Here is a 19006-nt window from a genome sequence, read left to right on the forward strand (position 1 = left end):
GCTTCAAAGATATACAGCGCCGCGCTGCTAATTCATCCCTACAAAACCGCAAATAATACTTACTAATGCTAAATACTTTAACCGATTTTGCACATTAGACAAAAGACGATTTTTTACACTACAAAAGCGGTTTAACGCTAACTTTAGTCGTATTTACATCAGTTTGACTCGTTCTCCCAGCGACTTAGGTGCTCAGCAGCTTGGGATTTAAGTGTCTGATGATGGGTTTGAACCCACCAGTTTTCTAACAGGCGGATATTCTTGCGGTTCGCTTTATAAAAGATATCACTAATATCCCCAACAAATGGAATTAAACCAATCAGGAAATCGAAGATGGCATTGCGCACCATGGCTATACGAAGTGTTTTGGGCGCACCCATTTGCCCAGCCAAATGAATAATGTGTGCAGACATCGCCGCAGTTGCTAAATCCCCCATACCAGGTACGAGTCCTAAAATACTGTCTAAGCCGAAACGGATTTTAGTGAAGGGTATGCCCACAGCAGTATCAAGCAAATGTGCCATTTTTTGTGCTTTACGTAAGGCGGCTGGCGCTTTAAGTGTTTGTGGGGTAGTCATTATTTATCACTCCCCATGGCGGTGGCTAAGTCAGCGCTTAATTGACTGTTTCGGTCTGGGCACTCCCAGCCCCCTAGGTTCTTTTCAATCAAGCTCTCAAGCGCGGCAATGTGTTGTGGCTGGGCATTGAGCGCAGCGATGTATTCGTAGCGCTGCCCACCAGCTTCCAGAAAATAGTCTCTGTTCTCAATGCCGATTTCCTCAATCGTTTCTAAACAATCAGCGGAGAAACCAGGGCAAATCATTTGCACTGACTTGACACCCTGCTCTGGCAAAGACTTAAGGGTATGATCGGTATAAGGTTGCAACCACTCTTCTCGACCAAAGCGAGATTGAAACGTCACCATATACTCATGTTTACCAAGACCAAGCTTTTCCGCCACTAAACGCGAGGTTTTATAACACTCACAGTGGTACGGGTCGCCAGCGGTCAGATACCGTTTTGGGATCCCATGATAGGTAAATATGAGTTTATCGGCTCGTCCATGAGTGGCCCAGTGTTCGGTAATGCTGCCTGCTACTGCGTCGATATAAGGCGTAAAATCATGATAGTGACTGATGAACCTAACGTCTGGTATCCAACGAGTTTTGCGCAATACCTCGCCCAAGGCATCAAAAGTCGAACCATTCGTTGCCCCGCTATACTGAGGATAAAGCGGCAGCACCAGCAATTGACGCACCCCCTTTTCAAGCATGTTCTGAGTGACTGATTCAATCGACGGCGAACCATAGCGCATAGCAAAATCTACCACTACTTTGTCGCCGTACTTTTGCTGCATACTTGTGGCAAGCGCATTGGTTTGATCTTGCGTATGAAACATAAGCGGCGAGCCGCGATCGGTCCATACAGTGCTATAAGCATGGGCCGATCGCTTAGGCCGAATGTTTAGGATCACTAAGTTAAGAATCATCCACCAAATTAGTTTAGGCACTTCAACCACTCTTGGGTCTGATAAAAACTCGCGCAAATAGCGTTTCAAAGCGCCTTTTTCGGGCGCTTCTGGTGTACCTAAATTAGTGATCAGTACACCAATTTTATCAGCCTGCTTATGGGTAAACGTTTCATTAGAACGGTATTTCATTTCTTCACTCTACTTGTGTTAAAGACGTCAATGCATCAAGTACGTTGCAAGCACCAAATTAGACTTAATGCGCTGTAATTATTACCGCGACATAAATGCCACTTACCCAGTGTAATAAGTCTCTGCCCCAGGCCCTACCGGCATGCCTAAAAGAAATACCCACACATAAAATAACAAGGTCCAACCCACCATGAATACAAGACTGTAAGGCAACATGGTGGCAATTAACGTACCCATGCCTAAGTCTTTTTTATACTGAGCGGCGATAGCTAATATCAACCCAAAGTAACTCATCATGGGTGAAATCACATTCGTCACTGAATCTCCTATCCGGTACGCCGCTTGAATTACCTCTGGAGCAAAACCCACCAGCATCAACATGGGAACGAAAATAGGAGCAGTAACCGCCCATTGGGCCGAAGCACTGCCAAGGGACAAGTTCACCATGCCACACATCAAGATAAAGAAGATAAATACGCCAGGGCCGTCAAGGCCAATCGTTTGAATTAACTCAGCACCTTTGACGGCAAGTACAGTCCCCAAATTTGTCCAATTGAAGAAAGCCACAAACTGCGCGGCAAAAAATACTAAGGTGATGTACAGCCCCATCGCTCCCATACTTTTAGACATCGCATTGATGACGTCTTTATCATTATTCATGGTACCAGCGATTTTCCCATACACGAATCCAGGCACAGCAAAGGTAATAAAAATAAAAGCAACAATCCCTTTTAAAAATGGCGAGCCAGCAACGGCACCAGTTTCAGGGTGTCTTAAAATGCCATTTTCTGGAACTATGGTCAGCGCTAACACACCACACAGTAGCGCAAAACTTACACCCGCCCAGCGCAACGCTTTTTTCTCTAAGGCTGTTGGTGCACTCATTTCTTGTTTGCCCAACTCGATTGAGGCTTCACTTGGGTCGTACTGGCCCAAACGCGGCTCTACGATTTTCTCTGTTACAAATGCCCCTAGGCCCGCCACTAAGAAAGTACTGATAAACATAAAGTACCAATTCACTTCTGGGCCCACCACATAATCTTGATCAATCATATGGGCTGCCGCTTCAGTGATACCTGACAAGAGGGGGTCGACCGTACCGAGTAATAGATTGGCGCTATAACCACCAGACACACCAGCAAATGCAGCCGCAAGGCCAGCAAGAGGGTGACGCCCCAAAGAATGAAATATCATTGCCGCCAGCGGTATCAACACCACATAACCCAACTCTGAAGCCGTGTTTGACAAAATACCCGCCAGTACAATAACCACGGTTACCATGCGCTTAGAGGCATTCATGACCATGGCACGCATTGCGGTTGACAATAAGCCTGAATGTTCAGCAACGGACACACCTAACAAGGCCACTAACACCGTTCCTAACGGGGCAAAGCCTGTGAAGTTGGTGACTAAATGAGTGACTATTCTTTGCAAACCTTCTGCGTTAAGCAGCGATACCACTTGTATCATGCCATCCGGTGCACGCCCTTTCGCATCAAGCGGGCGAGGGTCGACTACACTGACGTCAAAGTAGCCTAAAACACCACTGATAATGACAATCGCTGTAGCAAGTAAAGCGAACAATGTAATAGGGTGTGGCAGTAGATTTCCAAGCCATTCTACTGTTGCGAGAAACCTCGAAAACCACCCTGTCGGGTTCTCTTGGCTTGTTTGTTTTTTCTGATCGTTAGCGTCTTGCAAACCGACTCCTTAATTATTCTTATCTGCTTTCACAGTTACACGCATATAGTACCTAATTCGCTAAACAAACGTTAGAGTTCAGGCAAAGGCAGTCATTTACTGTTGTTTTATTAGCCACAACGTCTACTTTTTGATAAAAAAGTGTTTGTATATCAGACAGAACGCTTTATTGTTGTATAAAAAATTAGACTTTTTATTGTTGCTGCCACAAGGAAATTCAGATGACAAATAAGCAGTCCCAAGACAAAACTGATAAGCAAAATCCTACAACTGAATTAGCGCAACTTCGGCAAATCGTTTTTGGTGATGCTCAACAGGACTTAGAGCAAAAAATCGACCAGTTAGGACAAAGCTTACAAGCCCAGCTAAAACACCTAGAACAACAAACCTCCCGTCAATTTTCGCAACTTCAAGCTGCTTTAGAAAAGCATGTTCATCAGTTGGAAGATAAACTCCTCAACGCGGATAAAGACCAAGATGCCAAAGCAAGCGAGTTGTTCACACTGAACAGGAATCTCTCTAGTGAATTGGAAATGGCAGAGGCAGCCAACAAGCAAGAAACAGATGAAATACATAAGCGTATCGATCACGACTTAGCGACATTGTCGAATAAGTTCTCTGAGCAACTCAAACAAGCTTTGGCTCAGCTTACTCAAGTCTCAAATGAGCTCAATGCCAGCAAAACAGATCGCAAAACCTTGGCTAAATTACTGTCTACTGTAGCTTCAAACTTAGAAACTGGCGATGATGAGTAACCTTTATCATGTCGACTCAGGGAAGTAGTAACGAGTCTGAACACGACCCGCAACTTCAAGAGCTGCGGAGAATTCTGTTTGGTAGAGATAATCAACACATCACCCAAGCCCTTCGTCAAAATGCTAGAACGATTGTCAGTGAGGTCTTTTCAGAAGCCTTCAAAGATCGCCAAGACAAAGACGGCAGTGTAAAAAAAGTGATGGCGCCGTTAGTCGACAAATCAGTTGAGTATTCTGTATCCAATCGTAAAGAGCAATTTGTCGGTTACCTGTACCCCATAGTTGGCAGTGTAGTAAGAAAATCCGTTACGGCATTTTTGACCGAGTTTATCGAACGAACCAATCAACTACTTGAAAACAGTCTAACTATCAAAGGGCTCACATGGCGCTTCCAAGCTCGACAAGCAGGGATCCCCTACGCCACTTATATTGCCAGTCAAACATTTAACTACCGTGTAGAGCAGGTCTTTTTAATCCATAGGGAAACTGGTTTACTGCTTAATACCCTTGCCTACAATCAGCAATCGTCTGCTGATGCAGACTTGATATCGTCCATGCTAACGGCCATTAATGATTTCGTTTCAGACTCCTTCAGGCCAAATAAAGACGGTCAAGAGCAAGGCTTAGATATTGTCAAAACCGACGATTTCACCTTAGTTCTCAAAGCAGGACCAAGTGCCATTTTAGTTGCTGCGGTAACGGGAAATATGCCGCAAAAAGTAGCGAACCAATTACAGCAAACGATTGAAGAAATTCACACGCTATATGAGCCTCAGTTGAGGGAATTCAAGGGCGATGCGTCGACCTTTGCCGATTGCGACCAACAACTTGCTGACTGCTTGGTCTCTGAGTTAAAAGACAGCGAGAAAGCAAAAGAGTCAAAACCTTGGATGGCTTGGGGGATATTACTTTTTATCGCGATAGGGGCTGGCTATTACAGTTACAAACTGTGGCAAATACAAAACTACGTACAGAAAATATCTAGTATCAATCAAGAGGCTGGGATCATGCTCGTACAGGCCCAACGGAACGGCATTAAAGACATATCAATAGATATACTGCGAGACCCTAACGCCGAAAAAATCAACAATTGGTTGGCTGAGCAAAATATTCCACAGGAGATGGTGCGTGTGACTGAAAAGCCTTATCTGTCTCTTGAAGAGCCCATCATGCAAAGTCGCCTTAGTAACGTATTGGTGCAATATCCGAGCTTAACTTTAGCGAACAATTCAATCAGTGGTGAGCTTGATCAACAGCAGTATTTTGACTTACGAAATCGTGTTCAGCAGTTGCCGGGGATGCTGGATAGCGAGAGTGTGCTAGGGCAAATTAGTGTTACCGACCCACTCACGCTACAAATGGATGACGTTGAGAGCATCCAGACGCTTATCGACCTCAAAATTAACCAATTTAACGGTGCTTCGATTGAGTTTGCCATCAATAGCTCACAACTGACACCTGAAGCGAAAGATGGTATCTGCACTGTCGCAGAGATTGGTAAAACACTATTGAATCTTGCCAAGCAAACGGAGCAAGAAATGAGCTTCATCGTTATTGGCGCCAGTGACGCACAAGGTTCACGGTCCTATAATGAAGTGTTGAGCATCAAACGTGCCCAGACAGTAAAAAATGCATTGCAGATGCGTGGGATCCCAGCCGATAAGTTAAATGCTATCGGTATTGGCATTGTTGACGTGCCCGCAGCAGGCAATGGTGCTCGTAAGGTGCTGTTTAATGTTATAAAAACTCATGCCACACAGCCGTAATGGACAGCTAGACAATTATGATCCAAAAAAAAATATGTGTACTCGGTGCCTCTGGAGTGGGGAAAACTAGCCTCATAAAACAATACGTTGAGGGTATTTTTTCTGAAAAATACCTCACTTCCATTGGCGTCAAGATAGACAAGAAGCAAGTCCAATGCGAAAGCAACACAGTTCAGTTCATGCTGTGGGACATTGAAGGAATCGACCGCTATTGCGGCTTTCAGCCTAAGTATCTCAGAGGCGCAGCCGCTATCATCATTGTGGTCGATCATACGCGCTCGCAATCACTGATTGAAGGCATAGAAATCTACAATTTAGCAAAAGACGTCGCCAACATACCGGCCATTTTGGCCATTAACAAAGCGGATTTAAGTACTGCGTGGCATTGGGAAGAAGATGAGTTAGCAGAGTTATCAAGCCCGTTCAGTCATACATTCCGGACAAGCGCGAAGACGGGAGACAATGTAGAGCTTCTATTTTCAACGTTGGCTCAACAGTTACTAAGTGAGGCTGAACAATGAAATTATCTCTTTTGAAAGCACTTGGAATTATTGATTGTTGTATTTTTAAACGTATCGACGCACAACATTTCGAAACCGTTTACGCAGAAAATGCATGGATAGATTTACTGCTTCCAGGTGCAAGAGATAACGAAGCATTCACCACACCTACTGACAGCCCCTTTTTAGACGATTTTTTGATGCAAGCAGAAGAGTTTTGGGAGTACGCTGATTATGGAAAAATTGAATCAGGCATTTGGAACGAAGAAATAGAAGATAACGAGCTTAAGCTCAATGCCTACGCGAGCATGGACAAGGGCGATTGCTATATCGTAATTCATAACGTGATTGAGCAATTTCAGCAGCGCCAACAAACACTCCAATCAGCCCGTGAACTCCTCCTGTCAAATGATAAAATTGTCGCCCAGCAAGAATATGTTCATCAACGTTTGGATGACATGCTGAATCAGTCTTCTGATCTAAAAAGCATTCAGCAACCGATCAATGAAGTGATCGAAAAAACCGATATAGGGGTCGCAATATTATCACCCAATTTGCAACCTATAAGCCAAAACCCTGCTTTATACAGTCTCTTTGATACTCATATAACGCAGCCAGAAACCCAGCCTTATGAAATTATTTTGCAGCTATTCGAGAAGCAATACCCCGAGTTTGAAAGAGTCATTAGTACAGGCAGCCGCTGGAGCGGCGAGCTATTTTGGTTAAAACCACCGGGCACTGGCAAATGGATTAAGTTATCCATTTACCCAGTAAAAGCCGACTTTCAACAAATTACCCACTGGGTGTTTATGCTAAGTGACATTTCTCAGGTGAAGCATCTTCTGCAGAATAATGAGAAGCTAACCTATTATGATGCCCTGACCGATATTCCGAATCGCCAATATTTTTGGATGCAATTGGAGCAGTCAGTTAATAATGCAATGCCTTTCTATGTCCTGTATTTGGACATAAAAAACTTTAAGCGTATTAATGAAATTCACGGTCACTCCCGAGGTGACCAAATTATTAAAGAATTGGTTGAGCGCATTACGCCGCATATTAGCGAAGGTGACATGTTTGCCCGTATCGGCGGAGGCGAGTTTGCGATTATTAGGCAAAAAACTGTTACTGAACAGCAATGTATTGATCTTGGTCACAAGCTGATTGACGCCGCTGTTCAGCCTTTCTTTTTGCCTAACGGAACACATTGTGAAATCGGTTTAAACATTGGTGCTGCTAGCTTCCCCCGAGACGCTGATGACGCTGAAACCTTGATGAAGTTTGCTGATCTTGCGGTTTTCAACGCTAAAAAAGCCTCTAAAAGCAGCGTTCAATTTTATTCTCAAGAATTGAAAGAAGCCTCTCAGCGCATCATTGAATTAGAGAACGCTTTGCAAAGCGCCATCACTAATCATGAGTTCGAGCTATTTTTGCAACCTATGTTAGACCTAACAAGCGGCACCATTCTAAAAGCAGAAGCATTGCTACGCTGGAACCGTTTAGACGGCGAGCGCATCGGGCCTGATGAGTTTATCCCGATTGCAGAGCAAACGGGTCTCATTGTGCCTATTGGTAAATGGGTGATCTCTCGGGCATGTGAAATGATAAGCACCCTAAACCATAGGGGTTACAGCTGTAAGTTATCCGTGAATTTGTCGCCTCGGCAAATCAGCGATCGCCATTTATTAGAGTTTATTCGAGGCTCGATCCAGAACAGTCATATCCTGCCGAATCAATTGGAGCTAGAGTTAACAGAAGGTGTATTAGTTGATAATTACGACAAGGTGCAGTACTTACTGACCGAGGTAAGAAAACTCGGTGTCAGCGTGTCGATAGATGATTTTGGCACTGGCTATAGTTCACTTTCCTATCTTAAAAAGCTGCCTATTGATCATATAAAAATTGATCGCTCATTCGTGCAGGATTTGGTTAGTGACGAAAACGACAAAGCCATTATTTTAGCGATTATCGCCATGGCCCATAGCTTGAAGTTGAATGTTATTGCCGAAGGTGTTGAAACTGAGCTGCAACGTAACTTTTTGCAGCTCAATCACTGTAATCTTGCCCAGGGCTATTTGTTCAGCCGCCCGTTACCCTTTGCCCAATTTTGTGAGTACCTAAGTACCAGCCCTACGCAAAAGCTGATAACCCCGTCTGCGCCCTTCCCAGAATAAGCGCATGCACATCGTGAGTCCCCTCGTAGGTATTCACCGCTTCAAGGTTGAGTACATGGCGAATAATGTGAAACTCATCAGAAATGCCATTAGCCCCGTGCATATCTCTTGACGTACGTGCAATATCCAAGGCCTTACCACACGAGTTGCGTTTGATTAATGAAATCGCTTCAGGGGGTAAGGCGTTTGTGTCCATTAACCGGCCAGCCTGCAAGCACGCCAATAGACCAATTGATATTTCTGTTTGCATATCAGCCAGCTTTTTTTGTATCAGTTGGTTGGCCGCCAATGGGCGCGAGAATTGCTCTCTGTTCAAACAATATTGCCTTGCTTGATGCCAACAGAATTCAGCTGCTCCTAAACTGCCCCACGCAATGCCATATCGTGCCTTATTTAGGCAGCTGAACGGCCCTTTGAGGCCTTCCACGTCTGGCAAGATGTTCTCAACGGGAACAAACACATCCTGCATCACAACCTCACCGGTCACAGACGCCCTCAATGAAAACTTACCTTCTATTTTTGGTGCACTCAAACCCTGCATATTTTTCTCTAATATGAAGCCCCGGATCGCGCCATTGAGCTTGCCCCAAATGACAAACACATCAGCGATCGGTGAGTTAGTGATCCACATTTTACTGCCATTGAGACAATATCCACCATCGACCTCCTTAGCTTGCGTCAACATACTTGCGGGATCAGAACCAGAATTCGGCTCAGTCAAACCAAAGCAGCCCACCCATTCACCGCTAGCTAGTTTTGGCAGATAGCGCTGCTTCTGCGCTTCGCTACCAAAAGCATAGATAGGAAACATCACCAAAGAAGATTGCACGCTCATGGCACTACGATAACCGCTGTCGACTCGCTCGACTTCTCTGGCTATCAAGCCATAACTCACATGGTTTACCTCAGCGCAGCCGTATTTTTGAGGCAAAGTACTTCCTAGCAAACCCAACTCACCCATTTCATACATGATGTCACGATCGAAGTGTTCCCCACGATTACCATGTAATATTCTGGGCATGAGTTTTTGCTGGCAGTACTCATGCGCTGTATCTGCAATCAGCTTTTCGTCTTCATGCAGAAGTGAGTTCAGCGCAAGCGGATCTTGCCAGTTAAAAATAGGGGTCGCTTGTCTGCTCATAGTACCTCGTTAATTTTTGCTTATTAAAAGCCATGTCGCTAGCGCTGCGGGATGTTTACAACGACTAGAAGGGCGCAGGGTATTGCCTAAGGACATCGCTGGTATCCTTTAATGCTTGTTCATTTAAAGGCTTGGCGAAGGCTGCAATGTTTTCTTTTAACTGAGACATACTCGTTGCACCAATGATGGTTGATGTAATACCTTCCACATTGTCACACCAAGCTAAGGCCAATTCACAGGGGGTTAAGCCATGGGCTTTGGCCACCTCAACATAACCACGAATAGCGGCTTCTGTACCTTTGGTGTCTCTGAAAATACCGTTGCGTTGTTCGAACGTCCAACGGCTGCCTTCAGGGCGCTGGTTATTTAAATATTTACCACTTAGTGCGCCTCCTGCCAAAGGTGACCAAGGCAAATACGCTATATCTTCTGCCACGCAACTTTCAATCAGGTATGGCCAATCTTTAGCGTGTAATAAACTAAATTCATTTTGCATGGAAACCATGCGCGGCAAATCGTGTTCTTTGCTTAAATTCAGGTACTGCTGCAAGCCCCATGGCGTTTCATTTGAAAGGCCACAATAGCGGATTTTTCCTTGTTTAACACAGGTGTTGAGTGCTTCTAGAATAGCGAGCATCTGCGCGGTTTCAGCGGCTCTGTCTGTATCAGCAAACCGTACGCGACCCACAGCATGTTTAGCAAAATGTGGAGAGATACGATTCGGCCAATGCAACTGATAAAGGTCAATATAATCAGTGTTTAAGCGCTTTAAGGATGCATCAACAGCTTGAACAACTGACTCCGCAGATATTTTGCTACCGCTACGAATATAACTCAGACCTGGGCCAACAATTTTAGACGCTAAAATAATGTCCTTACGCTTCGATGGATTACGCTTTAACCAATCCCCGATGATCATTTCTGTATGACCGTACTTGTCTCCTGATGGCGGCACAGGATACAGCTCGGCGGTATCAATAAAATTTACACCTTGAGATAGCGCATATTCAATCTGCTCATCTGCATCTTGTTGGGTGTTTTGTACACCCCATGTCATTGATCCTAAGCACACGCGAGAAACGGATAGGCCACTGCGACCTAACGCTGAATAATTCATCTAAATTCCTTATTTGGTTTTCACATTTGCCATGACATGGCATTTCAAAGCAGTCAGCAATGAGTACTTTCATTATCTATCATAACTAGTGAACCACCATACCTATTTAATGGATACGCTCCCGCATAAATATCGTACAGACGGTCTGATTTGTAATGAGCTTTTATTGCTGCTTCAAGTTTACTAATGGTACTTCTAGATTGTGATTGCTTACAGAAATGCAAGCAAGTTTCTTGCTCGATTAATTCAAATCGCTCTCCAAAATCACTGAAATCTTTACCTATCATTTGTAGGTTATCATCTAAGCCGACAACAGAGCCAACGAGCTGTTGGTCTTCATCTATATAAGCGAAAGGAGGTACCGCAGGGACGCCAACGCGCAGAGTAATATTTTGCTGGGTGGCTTTTGCCAATATGATAAGTGATAGCAAGCTTAAAAAGAGAACTACCATTACCTGCTTTATCATCACGTCTGCCACTTAGTGTTACTTATCGGATAATACTTAACACCGCTTCAAAGTACAGGCAAATTATCAATCTGTAAGGCGCGAATTTCTACATTTAACTTTATGACAAACACCAAAAAGGATGAAATCAGTTTATTTAGGCGCATTGCGCCGCCTGATTGAACGGGCACACAGGATTGTGTGCACTGGACCGAGCTACCATGGACGGGTTAAACCCCGTTTTGGATAGACATAAAAAAAGGCCACCTAAGTGACCTTTTTTTCAAATCAATTTGCTAGTAATTAAGCAATGATTTTTGCAACAACGCCTGCACCTACTGTGCGGCCACGTTACTCCGGGCATCCTGCCCTACGCCCTACGGACCATGCTTCGCATGTTCAAAATCGTTCCCGACGATTTTGTCACGGAATAATCCGCTTGGAGCCACACTATACGTGCAGGCACAAAAAAGGCTGCATTTAGCAGCCTTTCTTCAAATCAATTTGCTAGCTATTAAGCAATGATTTTTGCAACAACGCCTTCATCTACTGTGCGGCCACGTTACTCCGGGCATCCTGCCCTACGCCCTACGGGCCATGCTTCGCATGTTCAAAATCGTTCCCGACGATTTTGTCACGGAATAATCCGCTTGGATCCACGCAATACGTGCAGGCACAAAAAAGGCTGCATTTAGCAGCCTTTCTTCAAATCAATTTGCTAGCTATTAAGCAATGATTTTTGTAACAACGCCTGCACCTACTGTGCGGCCACCTTACTCCGGGCATCCTGCCCTACGCCCTACGGGCCATGCTTCGCATGTTCAAAATCGTTCCCGACGATTTTGTCACGGAATAATCCGCTTGAAGCCGCACAATACGTGCAGGCACAAAAAAGGGTGAAACCGGAGGTTTTCTGGCGCACTGCGCCAGCCGGTTGAACGACCGATACGGATATCGGGCTGGCCGCATCACCAGGGACGGGTTAAACCCCGTTTTGTCTGGACATAAAAAAAGGCCACCGAAGTGACCTTTCTTTCAAATCAATTTGCTAGCTATTAAGCAATGATTTTTGCAACAACGCCTGCACCTACTGTGCGGCCACCTTCACGGATTGCGAAGCGTAAACCTTCGTCCATCGCGATAGGAGCAATCAATTCAACTACGAATTTCAAGTTGTCACCAGGCATTACCATTTCTACGCCTTCAGGAAGCTCTACAGCACCTGTTACGTCAGTTGTACGGAAGTAGAACTGTGGACGGTAACCTTTGAAGAATGGAGTATGACGGCCACCTTCGTCTTTGCTTAGTACGTATACTTCAGCTTCGAATTGAGTGTGTGGGTTGATTGAACCAGGCTTAGCTAGTACTTGACCACGCTCAACATCTTCACGCTTAGTACCACGAAGCAATGCACCGATGTTCTCACCAGCACGACCTTCGTCAAGCAATTTACGGAACATTTCAACACCAGTTACCGTTGAAGTCGTTGTATCTTTCATACCAACGATTTCTACTGCATCACCTGTGTTTACGATACCACGCTCAACACGACCTGTTACAACCGTACCACGACCTGAAATTGAGAATACATCTTCAATTGGAAGTAGGAAAGGCTTGTCGATGTCACGCTCTGGCTCTGGGATGTAGCTATCAAGGGCTTCTGCAAGCTCAATGATTTTTGCTTCCCATTGCTCTTCGCCTTCTAGGGCTTTAAGCGCTGAACCTTGGATTACTGGTAAGTCGTCGCCAGGGAATTCGTATTCTGAAAGCAATTCACGTACTTCCATCTCTACCAATTCTAACAATTCTTCGTCGTCAACCATGTCACATTTGTTCATGAAAACAACCATGAAAGGTACGCCAACCTGACGGCCTAACAAGATGTGCTCACGTGTTTGTGGCATAGGACCATCGGTCGCTGCTACTACTAGAATCGCGCCATCCATTTGAGCAGCACCAGTGATCATGTTTTTTACATAATCGGCGTGTCCAGGACAGTCAACGTGTGCGTAGTGACGAGTAGGTGTATCGTATTCAACGTGAGACGTTGAAATTGTGATACCACGCTCGCGCTCTTCAGGAGCGTTATCGATTTGATCGAATGCAGATGCTGCGCCACCGTACGTTTTTGCTAGTACAGTAGTAATTGCTGCTGTTAGAGTGGTTTTACCGTGGTCAACGTGGCCGATTGTACCGACGTTTACATGCGGTTTAGTGCGTTCAAACTTTGCTTTTGCCATTGTCTATTCCCCAGCAAATTGTGATAAGAAATTGTGTTTACTTTTTGAACTGGGGAGAGAAAGTGGTGCTGATAGGCAGATTCGAACTGCCGACCTCACCCTTACCAAGGGTGCGCTCTACCAACTGAGCCATATCAGCACTGATTGGAGCGGACAGAGGGAATCGAACCCTCATCATCAGCTTGGAAGGCTGAGGTAATAGCCTTTATACGATGTCCGCACATCACATTCTCTCTAGCCACTTCACTTTTGAAAAAGTGGTGGAGGGGGCAGGATTCGAACCTGCGAAGGCTGAGCCGTCAGATTTACAGTCTGATCCCGTTGACCGCTTGGGTACCCCTCCAGATTGATGGTGCCGACTACCGGAGTCGAACTGGTGACCTACTGATTACAAGTCAGTTGCTCTACCAACTGAGCTAAGTCGGCACGTCATCAAGTGGGTGCGGATATTAGAGCAACATTTCCGATCACGCAAGAGGCAATTATTAAAAAATTACTTTTTTTGTATCGTTTGGCTAAAATTGCAGCTAATTTGCCTTTATAAGGCCTTTTTGTTTGTTTTTACAGCAGATAAATAAGCGATATTTAGGTAAATAAATATTCGAGTAAGCCCAATAAAACTAAATTTTTATGAAAATAGTAATGTTTAGGTGCGTTTTTTTTGATTAGCTCTTGGCCACCACCTGTGATGATCACTGTATATTCGCTTTTTCTCTCACGCATTTTTTGTTCAGCGGCGTAAATAAATCCATTTACGGCTGCGGCACACCCCATATTCACACAATCGACTGTTTGCTCACCTAGGGTTAAATCATTTGGAAAGTCATCGTTGGCGAACACCAATTCAGTATTTTTAATCAGGCTATCGCGCATTAAGCTAAAACCAGGGGCAATCCAGCCACCTAGATGTTGATGCCCAATCACTACATCGCAGGTATTTGCGGTGCCTAAGTCAATAACACAATACGCATCTGTGTTACTTATTCGCCGCCCTGCAATTATCGCTAGCCATCGGTCCACCCCTAATGTCGAAAAATTGCGATATGCACACCGCATCGAAAAAGCCTGAGCTTGGGATTTAGCTAAGGTCAGAGGCACATGAAGCTCGGCGCACAGCGATTCCAGTAATTTGACTTGTTGACCCTGACCGACGGCTGCAGCAACGACCCGCTGACTTGCTCTAATCTGCTCGCGAAGTTTGCTCACCTCATTGCACCGAGTGACAATAAGCGGCTGCTCAAATACCCGCTCACTGATTTTGACGTGCGCGCTTTTAATAAAGCTGTTGCCTATATCTAATAAAAGCGCGTTAGCTTGCTCTGACACTTATTTCTCCACCACTGTACGCTTGAATGCCGTCTTCTTGCTCTAATAAAAGTGCCCCGGTTTTATCAATACCTTTACAAATGCCATGCACGGTTTTGTTACCGATTATTAAATAAACGGGTTTATCCTGGTACACGTTTCTGTTTCGCCACTTTTCAAGGAAAGGCTCTAGCCCAGCTTGGCTAAAGAGGTCAGCACAGCGGGTAAGTTCATCTATTAGCAGCGCACTGACTCGATTACGATCAAAGCCGTCTGGGTTTAGAGTGGCTAAATCAATCCAAGGTTGGTCTATGCGCTCACTGCCCATATCAAGTGACATATTAAGTCCAACACCGATGATGCAATCACAGGCGCTGCCCATTTGCCCTTCCACTTCAATTAATACCCCCGCTAATTTTTTGCCTTGGGCGTAAATATCGTTAGGCCATTTCAACTGCACATCTTGGTAGCCTGCGGTTTCTAATGCTTGAGTGATGGCCACGCCGACTGCCAAGCTCAAACCTCCAATCGATTGATAACCACCAGCAAACTGCCAAAACTGCGATAAATACAAACTCGCTCCATAAGGGGAAACCCACGTGCGACCTCGCCTTCCCCTCCCTGCGGTTTGCGCTTCCGCCAAGCACACATCACCATTATGTAAGGACCCAATACGCTCCTTTAGGTATTGATTAGTGGAGTCGACCACGTTTAACAGCGTTAGTTGAGTAGGAGCAAAGTGCTCACAATGTTTGCTGATTAACGCTTCATCAAGCAACTGAATTGGCTCCGCGAGTCGATATCCTTTACCCGTGACGCTAAAAATGTTTAATCCAAGTTCTGTGAGAGATTTTATATATTTAGATACCGCCGCTCTGGATATGCCAAGCTGCTCTCCCAACAATTCCCCTGAGCAGAACTGCCCATTTGCCAATGCCTGGACTATATGATTACGAAAGATATCTGACTGTTTGCTCGTGCCCTGCTTCATAATAAAACCCTTCCCTTGGCGCCAATAAGTTGTACTTCGTGCTCTAAGTCAATACTGTACTGCTCTGCAACAGCATTTTTAATCCGCCTAGCTAGCGACAAAAGTTGCTCGCCTGTGCCTTGCTCGGCATTTGTTAATACGAGCGCTTGTTTGGGATGACAACGAATCCCGCCTTCAAACTGCCCTTTAAAACCTAGCTGATCGATTAGCCATGCGGCGGGTATTTTTACTGCCCTAGTATCTAAGGGATAGAAAGGCATTGATGGGAACTGCTGGTGCAATGCTGCAAGGTTATCGCAACTGATAATGGGATTTTTAAAGAAACTACCAGCATTGCCCAATACACTAGGATCGGGCAATTTTGCTTGGCGTACTTCTACTACCTTGTTAAATATGTCCTGTGCACTTGGGGCATGTAAAGCAGCTAATTCACCATAAGTAACAACGGGCTGCCACGCTTTTGGCAATAAGAAGGTTACCCCCACAATCATGGCCTTTTGCCATAGAGCATGCTTGAAAATACTGTCTCGATAACCAAACTCGCAATCTTTTGCTGCAATACTGTGAACTTGATTCGTCTTCAAGTCGATATATTTAACAGATTGAATAAAGCGCTCAACTTCAACACCGTAAGCACCAATATTCTGAATTGGTGCTGCGCCGACAGTACCTGGGATAAGTGCTAAATTTTCAAATCCATACATGGTGTGTTTCAGGCAATAAACGACCAGTTCATGCCAACTTTCCCCCGCGGCTGCCTTAATGATGTAGTGCGATTCATCCTCTTGCACACTAATTCCCTTAAGCGCTACTTCTGCCACCGTACCCTGATAATCAGCCACAAAGGCGGTATTGCTGCCCTGTCCTAACAGGTAAAAGGGCTGTTCTTGGTGTTGAGCGATAAAGGTGTGTGCACTGTGCACACTTTTAATACTGACAAAGTCAGTACAGTGTGCGGGTAACCTAAAGGTGTGGAGCTGTTGCAGAGATTTCAATATAACAACCGATTGACGATTTTGCGCTATTTTAGCCAAGGGCGAGCAAAAAACAAAGGCGTGATCCAGTTCGCTAATTTATGCCACTAGCGTATGCCAAAAGCACGTTTTAGCCGGCTAACAAGACCTTGCCGCTTATTCATGTTCGAACGCAAGTCTTTTACTCGATTAAACACCACGCCTAGTAAAGGCAATTCGGCTTCGTGGACTCTTTGCAAGGCTAATAATAAATCGGCCCCCTCATTCCTTTCCGCGTCACAAACAATAATGACACCATCGACAAACTTACCGACAGCGATTGCATCGCTGACAGTGTTAATTGGCGGAGTTTCTATTACCACGCGCTCATAATACCCTCTTAGTTTACGTAAAAATGCCTCAAATCGGGGTTTAGAGATGTAGGCTAATGGATCTGGCGGTAGAGGGCCACTGGGCATTAACATCAATGGACTACTGTGAACGGCATGAATACATTTGCTGAAGCTACTTTTATTCCCCAAAAAGCTGGTGAGCCCCGGTAAATTAGCATCAATGTCAAACATTTCAGCAATTTTAGGCTTTCGTAAGTCCACATCAATTAACAAGGTTTTTTCCATCCTGCTGAATGAATCAGCCAAGCTGGTCGATATTTCACTTTTGCCGTCTCGCTCGCCAATGCTTGTTACTGCAATAACCGCATTTTTATGCTGATTATTTTTTACCAGCAGTCCAGTACGTAATGAGCGTATAGCTTCGAAATATTGATAATTGCGCTCCCCCTCTGAATGCATTGACAGTGCAAATGGTTTACCTTTATTGGCTTTGGTCTGCTTAATTCTTGGCACCATACTCAAAATGGGCACATCCAAGTTGGATAACATACTTTTGAAACGCGTATATTTGTCACTGATCAAGTGCAAAATAAGCCAAAAGCCAAAACTAAATACACATGAAAATATAACTGACAGTGCGATACCCATAACCACTTTTGGCTTAGCGGGAAACGTTGGCTCCGATGCGGAGTCGACAATGGCAAAGTCATCGCCGTCATCTAGATCTTTTAGAATTTCAGTTTCTTGCAAGCGCGACAGAAACATTTCATATAAATGCTGTGTTGACTCGATTTCACGCTGCATGCGAGATATCTGCATGGAATGCTTACCTAAATTGGCGTGGCGCTCTTTGGTTTTTTGAATTTGCGCGAGTATGTCGCGTTGCCGCGTTCTGAGTGTTTCATTGCTATTGCGTAAACCGTTAACCAATTGGTTTATCAGCATAGTAAATTCAGTATCAATCGCCTCTAGCCCTGCTTTTGCGGCAATATATTTAGGGTGTTTGTGTAAATACCGTTTCGTTACCCCTTCCATGAGTAATTGCTGTTGCCCTCGGCGAATACGCAAATCACGGATGAGAGCGTTGTTTTGAATAGCGGGTATCTGCAAATAATCTTGTTGCCCTCCCGAGATAGTCGCTAATTGCACCATACTGCCTTGTGATTCAGCGACCGCTCTATCAATATGAATTTTCTGAGAAATAAGACCTGCAATTTCACTTTTTGCCAGGTCCACCTGGCTCTCTACATCAACCAATTCATTATCGCGCAAGAACGTCAGTAGCCTTTCTTCTGACTGACTTAAACTGGTTTTTAATTCATTTAATTGGTCATTTAACCATTGGGATTTCGAGTCTGCTTTTTGACGATTGATAAGCGCGTAATAAGCGAAAAAGGCCGGCCCTATGTGATTAGCAATCTCAGCGGCACTGCTGGGTGTTAACGACTCAACCGTAATCTTCAACATATCAGTATTGCTTAGTTTTGAAACGCTGAATTGTTCAAGTAACTTGGTAGTCGCATAGTCTTTCTCTGAGACGTAGCCGCCGTCGGTCGACTGTTGATATTCATGCAAATTGTACAGAGCCAAATCATCCACAACAGTTTGCACGAATTGGCGAGAGCGCATGAATTCAATGTAGGTATCTTGGCGAGTGTCTTCACCACTGGTAATGGCAGATAGGCTTGAGGGTAAGGTCAATCCACTGTCTTTGGCGCTCAATAACAGGATGCTGCTGGCAACGTAAATTTTTGGTAGATGGATGACGTAGTAAGCACCTAACGATGCCAGCAGCCCAGCAGTGATGATGATTCGAAACTTTTTACGCCACAAGAAAGTCAAGATATCGAAGATATCTAATGAACGTTCCTGCTTTAAGGTAAAGTCTCGATTGGCATCCATGG

15 protein-coding genes and 4 tRNA genes are annotated in these 19006 nt (G+C 44.7%); 4 read left to right on the plus strand and 15 right to left on the minus strand.

Translation table 11 applies throughout. The annotated features are described in order from the left end of the window. Positions 1 to 158: 158 nt before the first annotated feature. The 3 genes from AC0VYA_RS20175 to AC0VYA_RS20185 form a co-directional block, all read right to left on the minus strand. Positions 159 to 578, minus strand: a complete 420-nt coding sequence (locus tag AC0VYA_RS20175) for a DUF4112 domain-containing protein (protein ID WP_473476639.1) — start codon at positions 576 to 578, stop codon at positions 159 to 161. Beyond that, positions 578 to 1660 (minus strand): ferrochelatase, encoded by a 1083-nt coding sequence (hemH, locus tag AC0VYA_RS20180; protein WP_473476641.1) that lies wholly within the window; start codon positions 1658 to 1660, stop codon positions 578 to 580. The genes AC0VYA_RS20175 and hemH overlap by 1 nt, the downstream gene beginning before the upstream one ends. A 102-nt stretch (positions 1661 to 1762) precedes the next feature. After that, on the minus strand, positions 1763 to 3361 hold the full coding sequence (locus AC0VYA_RS20185; protein WP_011576689.1) for an AbgT family transporter: 1599 nt from the start codon (positions 3359 to 3361) through the stop codon (positions 1763 to 1765). A gap of 221 nt (positions 3362 to 3582) precedes the next feature. On the opposite strand from AC0VYA_RS20185, the gene AC0VYA_RS20190 reads away from it, so the two are divergent. From AC0VYA_RS20190 to AC0VYA_RS20205, 4 genes are read left to right on the plus strand one after another with little or no spacing between them, the layout of a single operon-like run. Further along, positions 3583 to 4116, plus strand: a complete 534-nt coding sequence (locus AC0VYA_RS20190) for a hypothetical protein (RefSeq protein WP_475489457.1) — start codon at positions 3583 to 3585, stop codon at positions 4114 to 4116. Between the two features lie 8 nt (positions 4117 to 4124). After that, positions 4125 to 5882 carry an OmpA family protein gene (locus AC0VYA_RS20195; protein WP_475489458.1) on the plus strand — a complete coding sequence of 586 codons (1758 nt, stop codon included), beginning with the start codon at positions 4125 to 4127 and terminating at the stop codon, positions 5880 to 5882. A gap of 17 nt (positions 5883 to 5899) precedes the next feature. Continuing rightward, on the plus strand, positions 5900 to 6403 hold the full coding sequence (locus AC0VYA_RS20200; protein ID WP_011576692.1) for a Rab family GTPase: 504 nt from the start codon (positions 5900 to 5902) through the stop codon (positions 6401 to 6403). Beyond that, entirely contained in the window at positions 6400 to 8556 is a 2157-nt protein-coding gene (locus tag AC0VYA_RS20205; RefSeq protein WP_475489459.1) for a putative bifunctional diguanylate cyclase/phosphodiesterase, read from the plus strand. The genes AC0VYA_RS20200 and AC0VYA_RS20205 overlap by 4 nt, the downstream gene beginning before the upstream one ends. On the opposite strand, the gene AC0VYA_RS20210 is transcribed toward AC0VYA_RS20205, so the two are convergent. The 12 genes from AC0VYA_RS20210 to AC0VYA_RS20265 form a co-directional block, all read right to left on the minus strand. Then, positions 8513 to 9697, minus strand: a complete 1185-nt coding sequence (locus AC0VYA_RS20210) for an acyl-CoA dehydrogenase (RefSeq protein ID WP_475489460.1) — start codon at positions 9695 to 9697, stop codon at positions 8513 to 8515. The genes AC0VYA_RS20205 and AC0VYA_RS20210 overlap by 44 nt on opposite strands. Positions 9698 to 9761: 64 nt before the next feature. Then, complete coding sequence (locus AC0VYA_RS20215; RefSeq protein ID WP_475489461.1) at positions 9762 to 10814, minus strand: aldo/keto reductase; 1053 nt, start codon at positions 10812 to 10814, stop codon at positions 9762 to 9764. A gap of 53 nt (positions 10815 to 10867) precedes the next feature. Then, positions 10868 to 11293, minus strand: coding sequence for a hypothetical protein (locus tag AC0VYA_RS20220; protein ID WP_475489462.1), 426 nt, complete (start codon positions 11291 to 11293; stop codon positions 10868 to 10870). Positions 11294 to 12315: 1022 nt separating this feature from the next. Next, positions 12316 to 13500 (minus strand): elongation factor Tu, encoded by a 1185-nt coding sequence (gene tuf / locus AC0VYA_RS20225; protein ID WP_011573501.1) that lies wholly within the window; start codon positions 13498 to 13500, stop codon positions 12316 to 12318. A 63-nt stretch (positions 13501 to 13563) separates the two neighbouring features. Beyond that, positions 13564 to 13639, minus strand: a tRNA-Thr gene (locus tag AC0VYA_RS20230). Positions 13640 to 13645: 6 nt separating this feature from the next. Beyond that, positions 13646 to 13720: transfer RNA gene (locus tag AC0VYA_RS20235), tRNA-Gly, on the minus strand. A gap of 38 nt (positions 13721 to 13758) precedes the next feature. After that, positions 13759 to 13843, minus strand: a tRNA-Tyr gene (locus tag AC0VYA_RS20240). 7 nt (positions 13844 to 13850) lie between these two features. After that, a tRNA-Thr gene (locus AC0VYA_RS20245) sits at positions 13851 to 13926 on the minus strand. 159 nt (positions 13927 to 14085) lie between these two features. Continuing rightward, positions 14086 to 14826 (minus strand): type III pantothenate kinase, encoded by a 741-nt coding sequence (locus AC0VYA_RS20250; protein ID WP_475489463.1) that lies wholly within the window; start codon positions 14824 to 14826, stop codon positions 14086 to 14088. Further along, positions 14810 to 15796, minus strand: a complete 987-nt coding sequence (gene birA, locus AC0VYA_RS20255) for a bifunctional biotin--[acetyl-CoA-carboxylase] ligase/biotin operon repressor BirA (RefSeq protein WP_475489464.1) — start codon at positions 15794 to 15796, stop codon at positions 14810 to 14812. The genes AC0VYA_RS20250 and birA overlap by 17 nt, the downstream gene beginning before the upstream one ends. After that, positions 15793 to 16791 (minus strand): UDP-N-acetylmuramate dehydrogenase, encoded by a 999-nt coding sequence (gene murB / locus AC0VYA_RS20260; protein WP_475489465.1) that lies wholly within the window; start codon positions 16789 to 16791, stop codon positions 15793 to 15795. The genes birA and murB overlap by 4 nt, the downstream gene beginning before the upstream one ends. Before the next feature lie 86 nt (positions 16792 to 16877). Next, positions 16878 to 19004, minus strand: a complete 2127-nt coding sequence (locus tag AC0VYA_RS20265; RefSeq protein WP_475489466.1) for a GumC family protein — start codon at positions 19002 to 19004, stop codon at positions 16878 to 16880. Positions 19005 to 19006: the final 2 nt, after the last annotated feature.

This window comes from Paraglaciecola sp. QJM3NY_14, assembly GCF_056173245.1.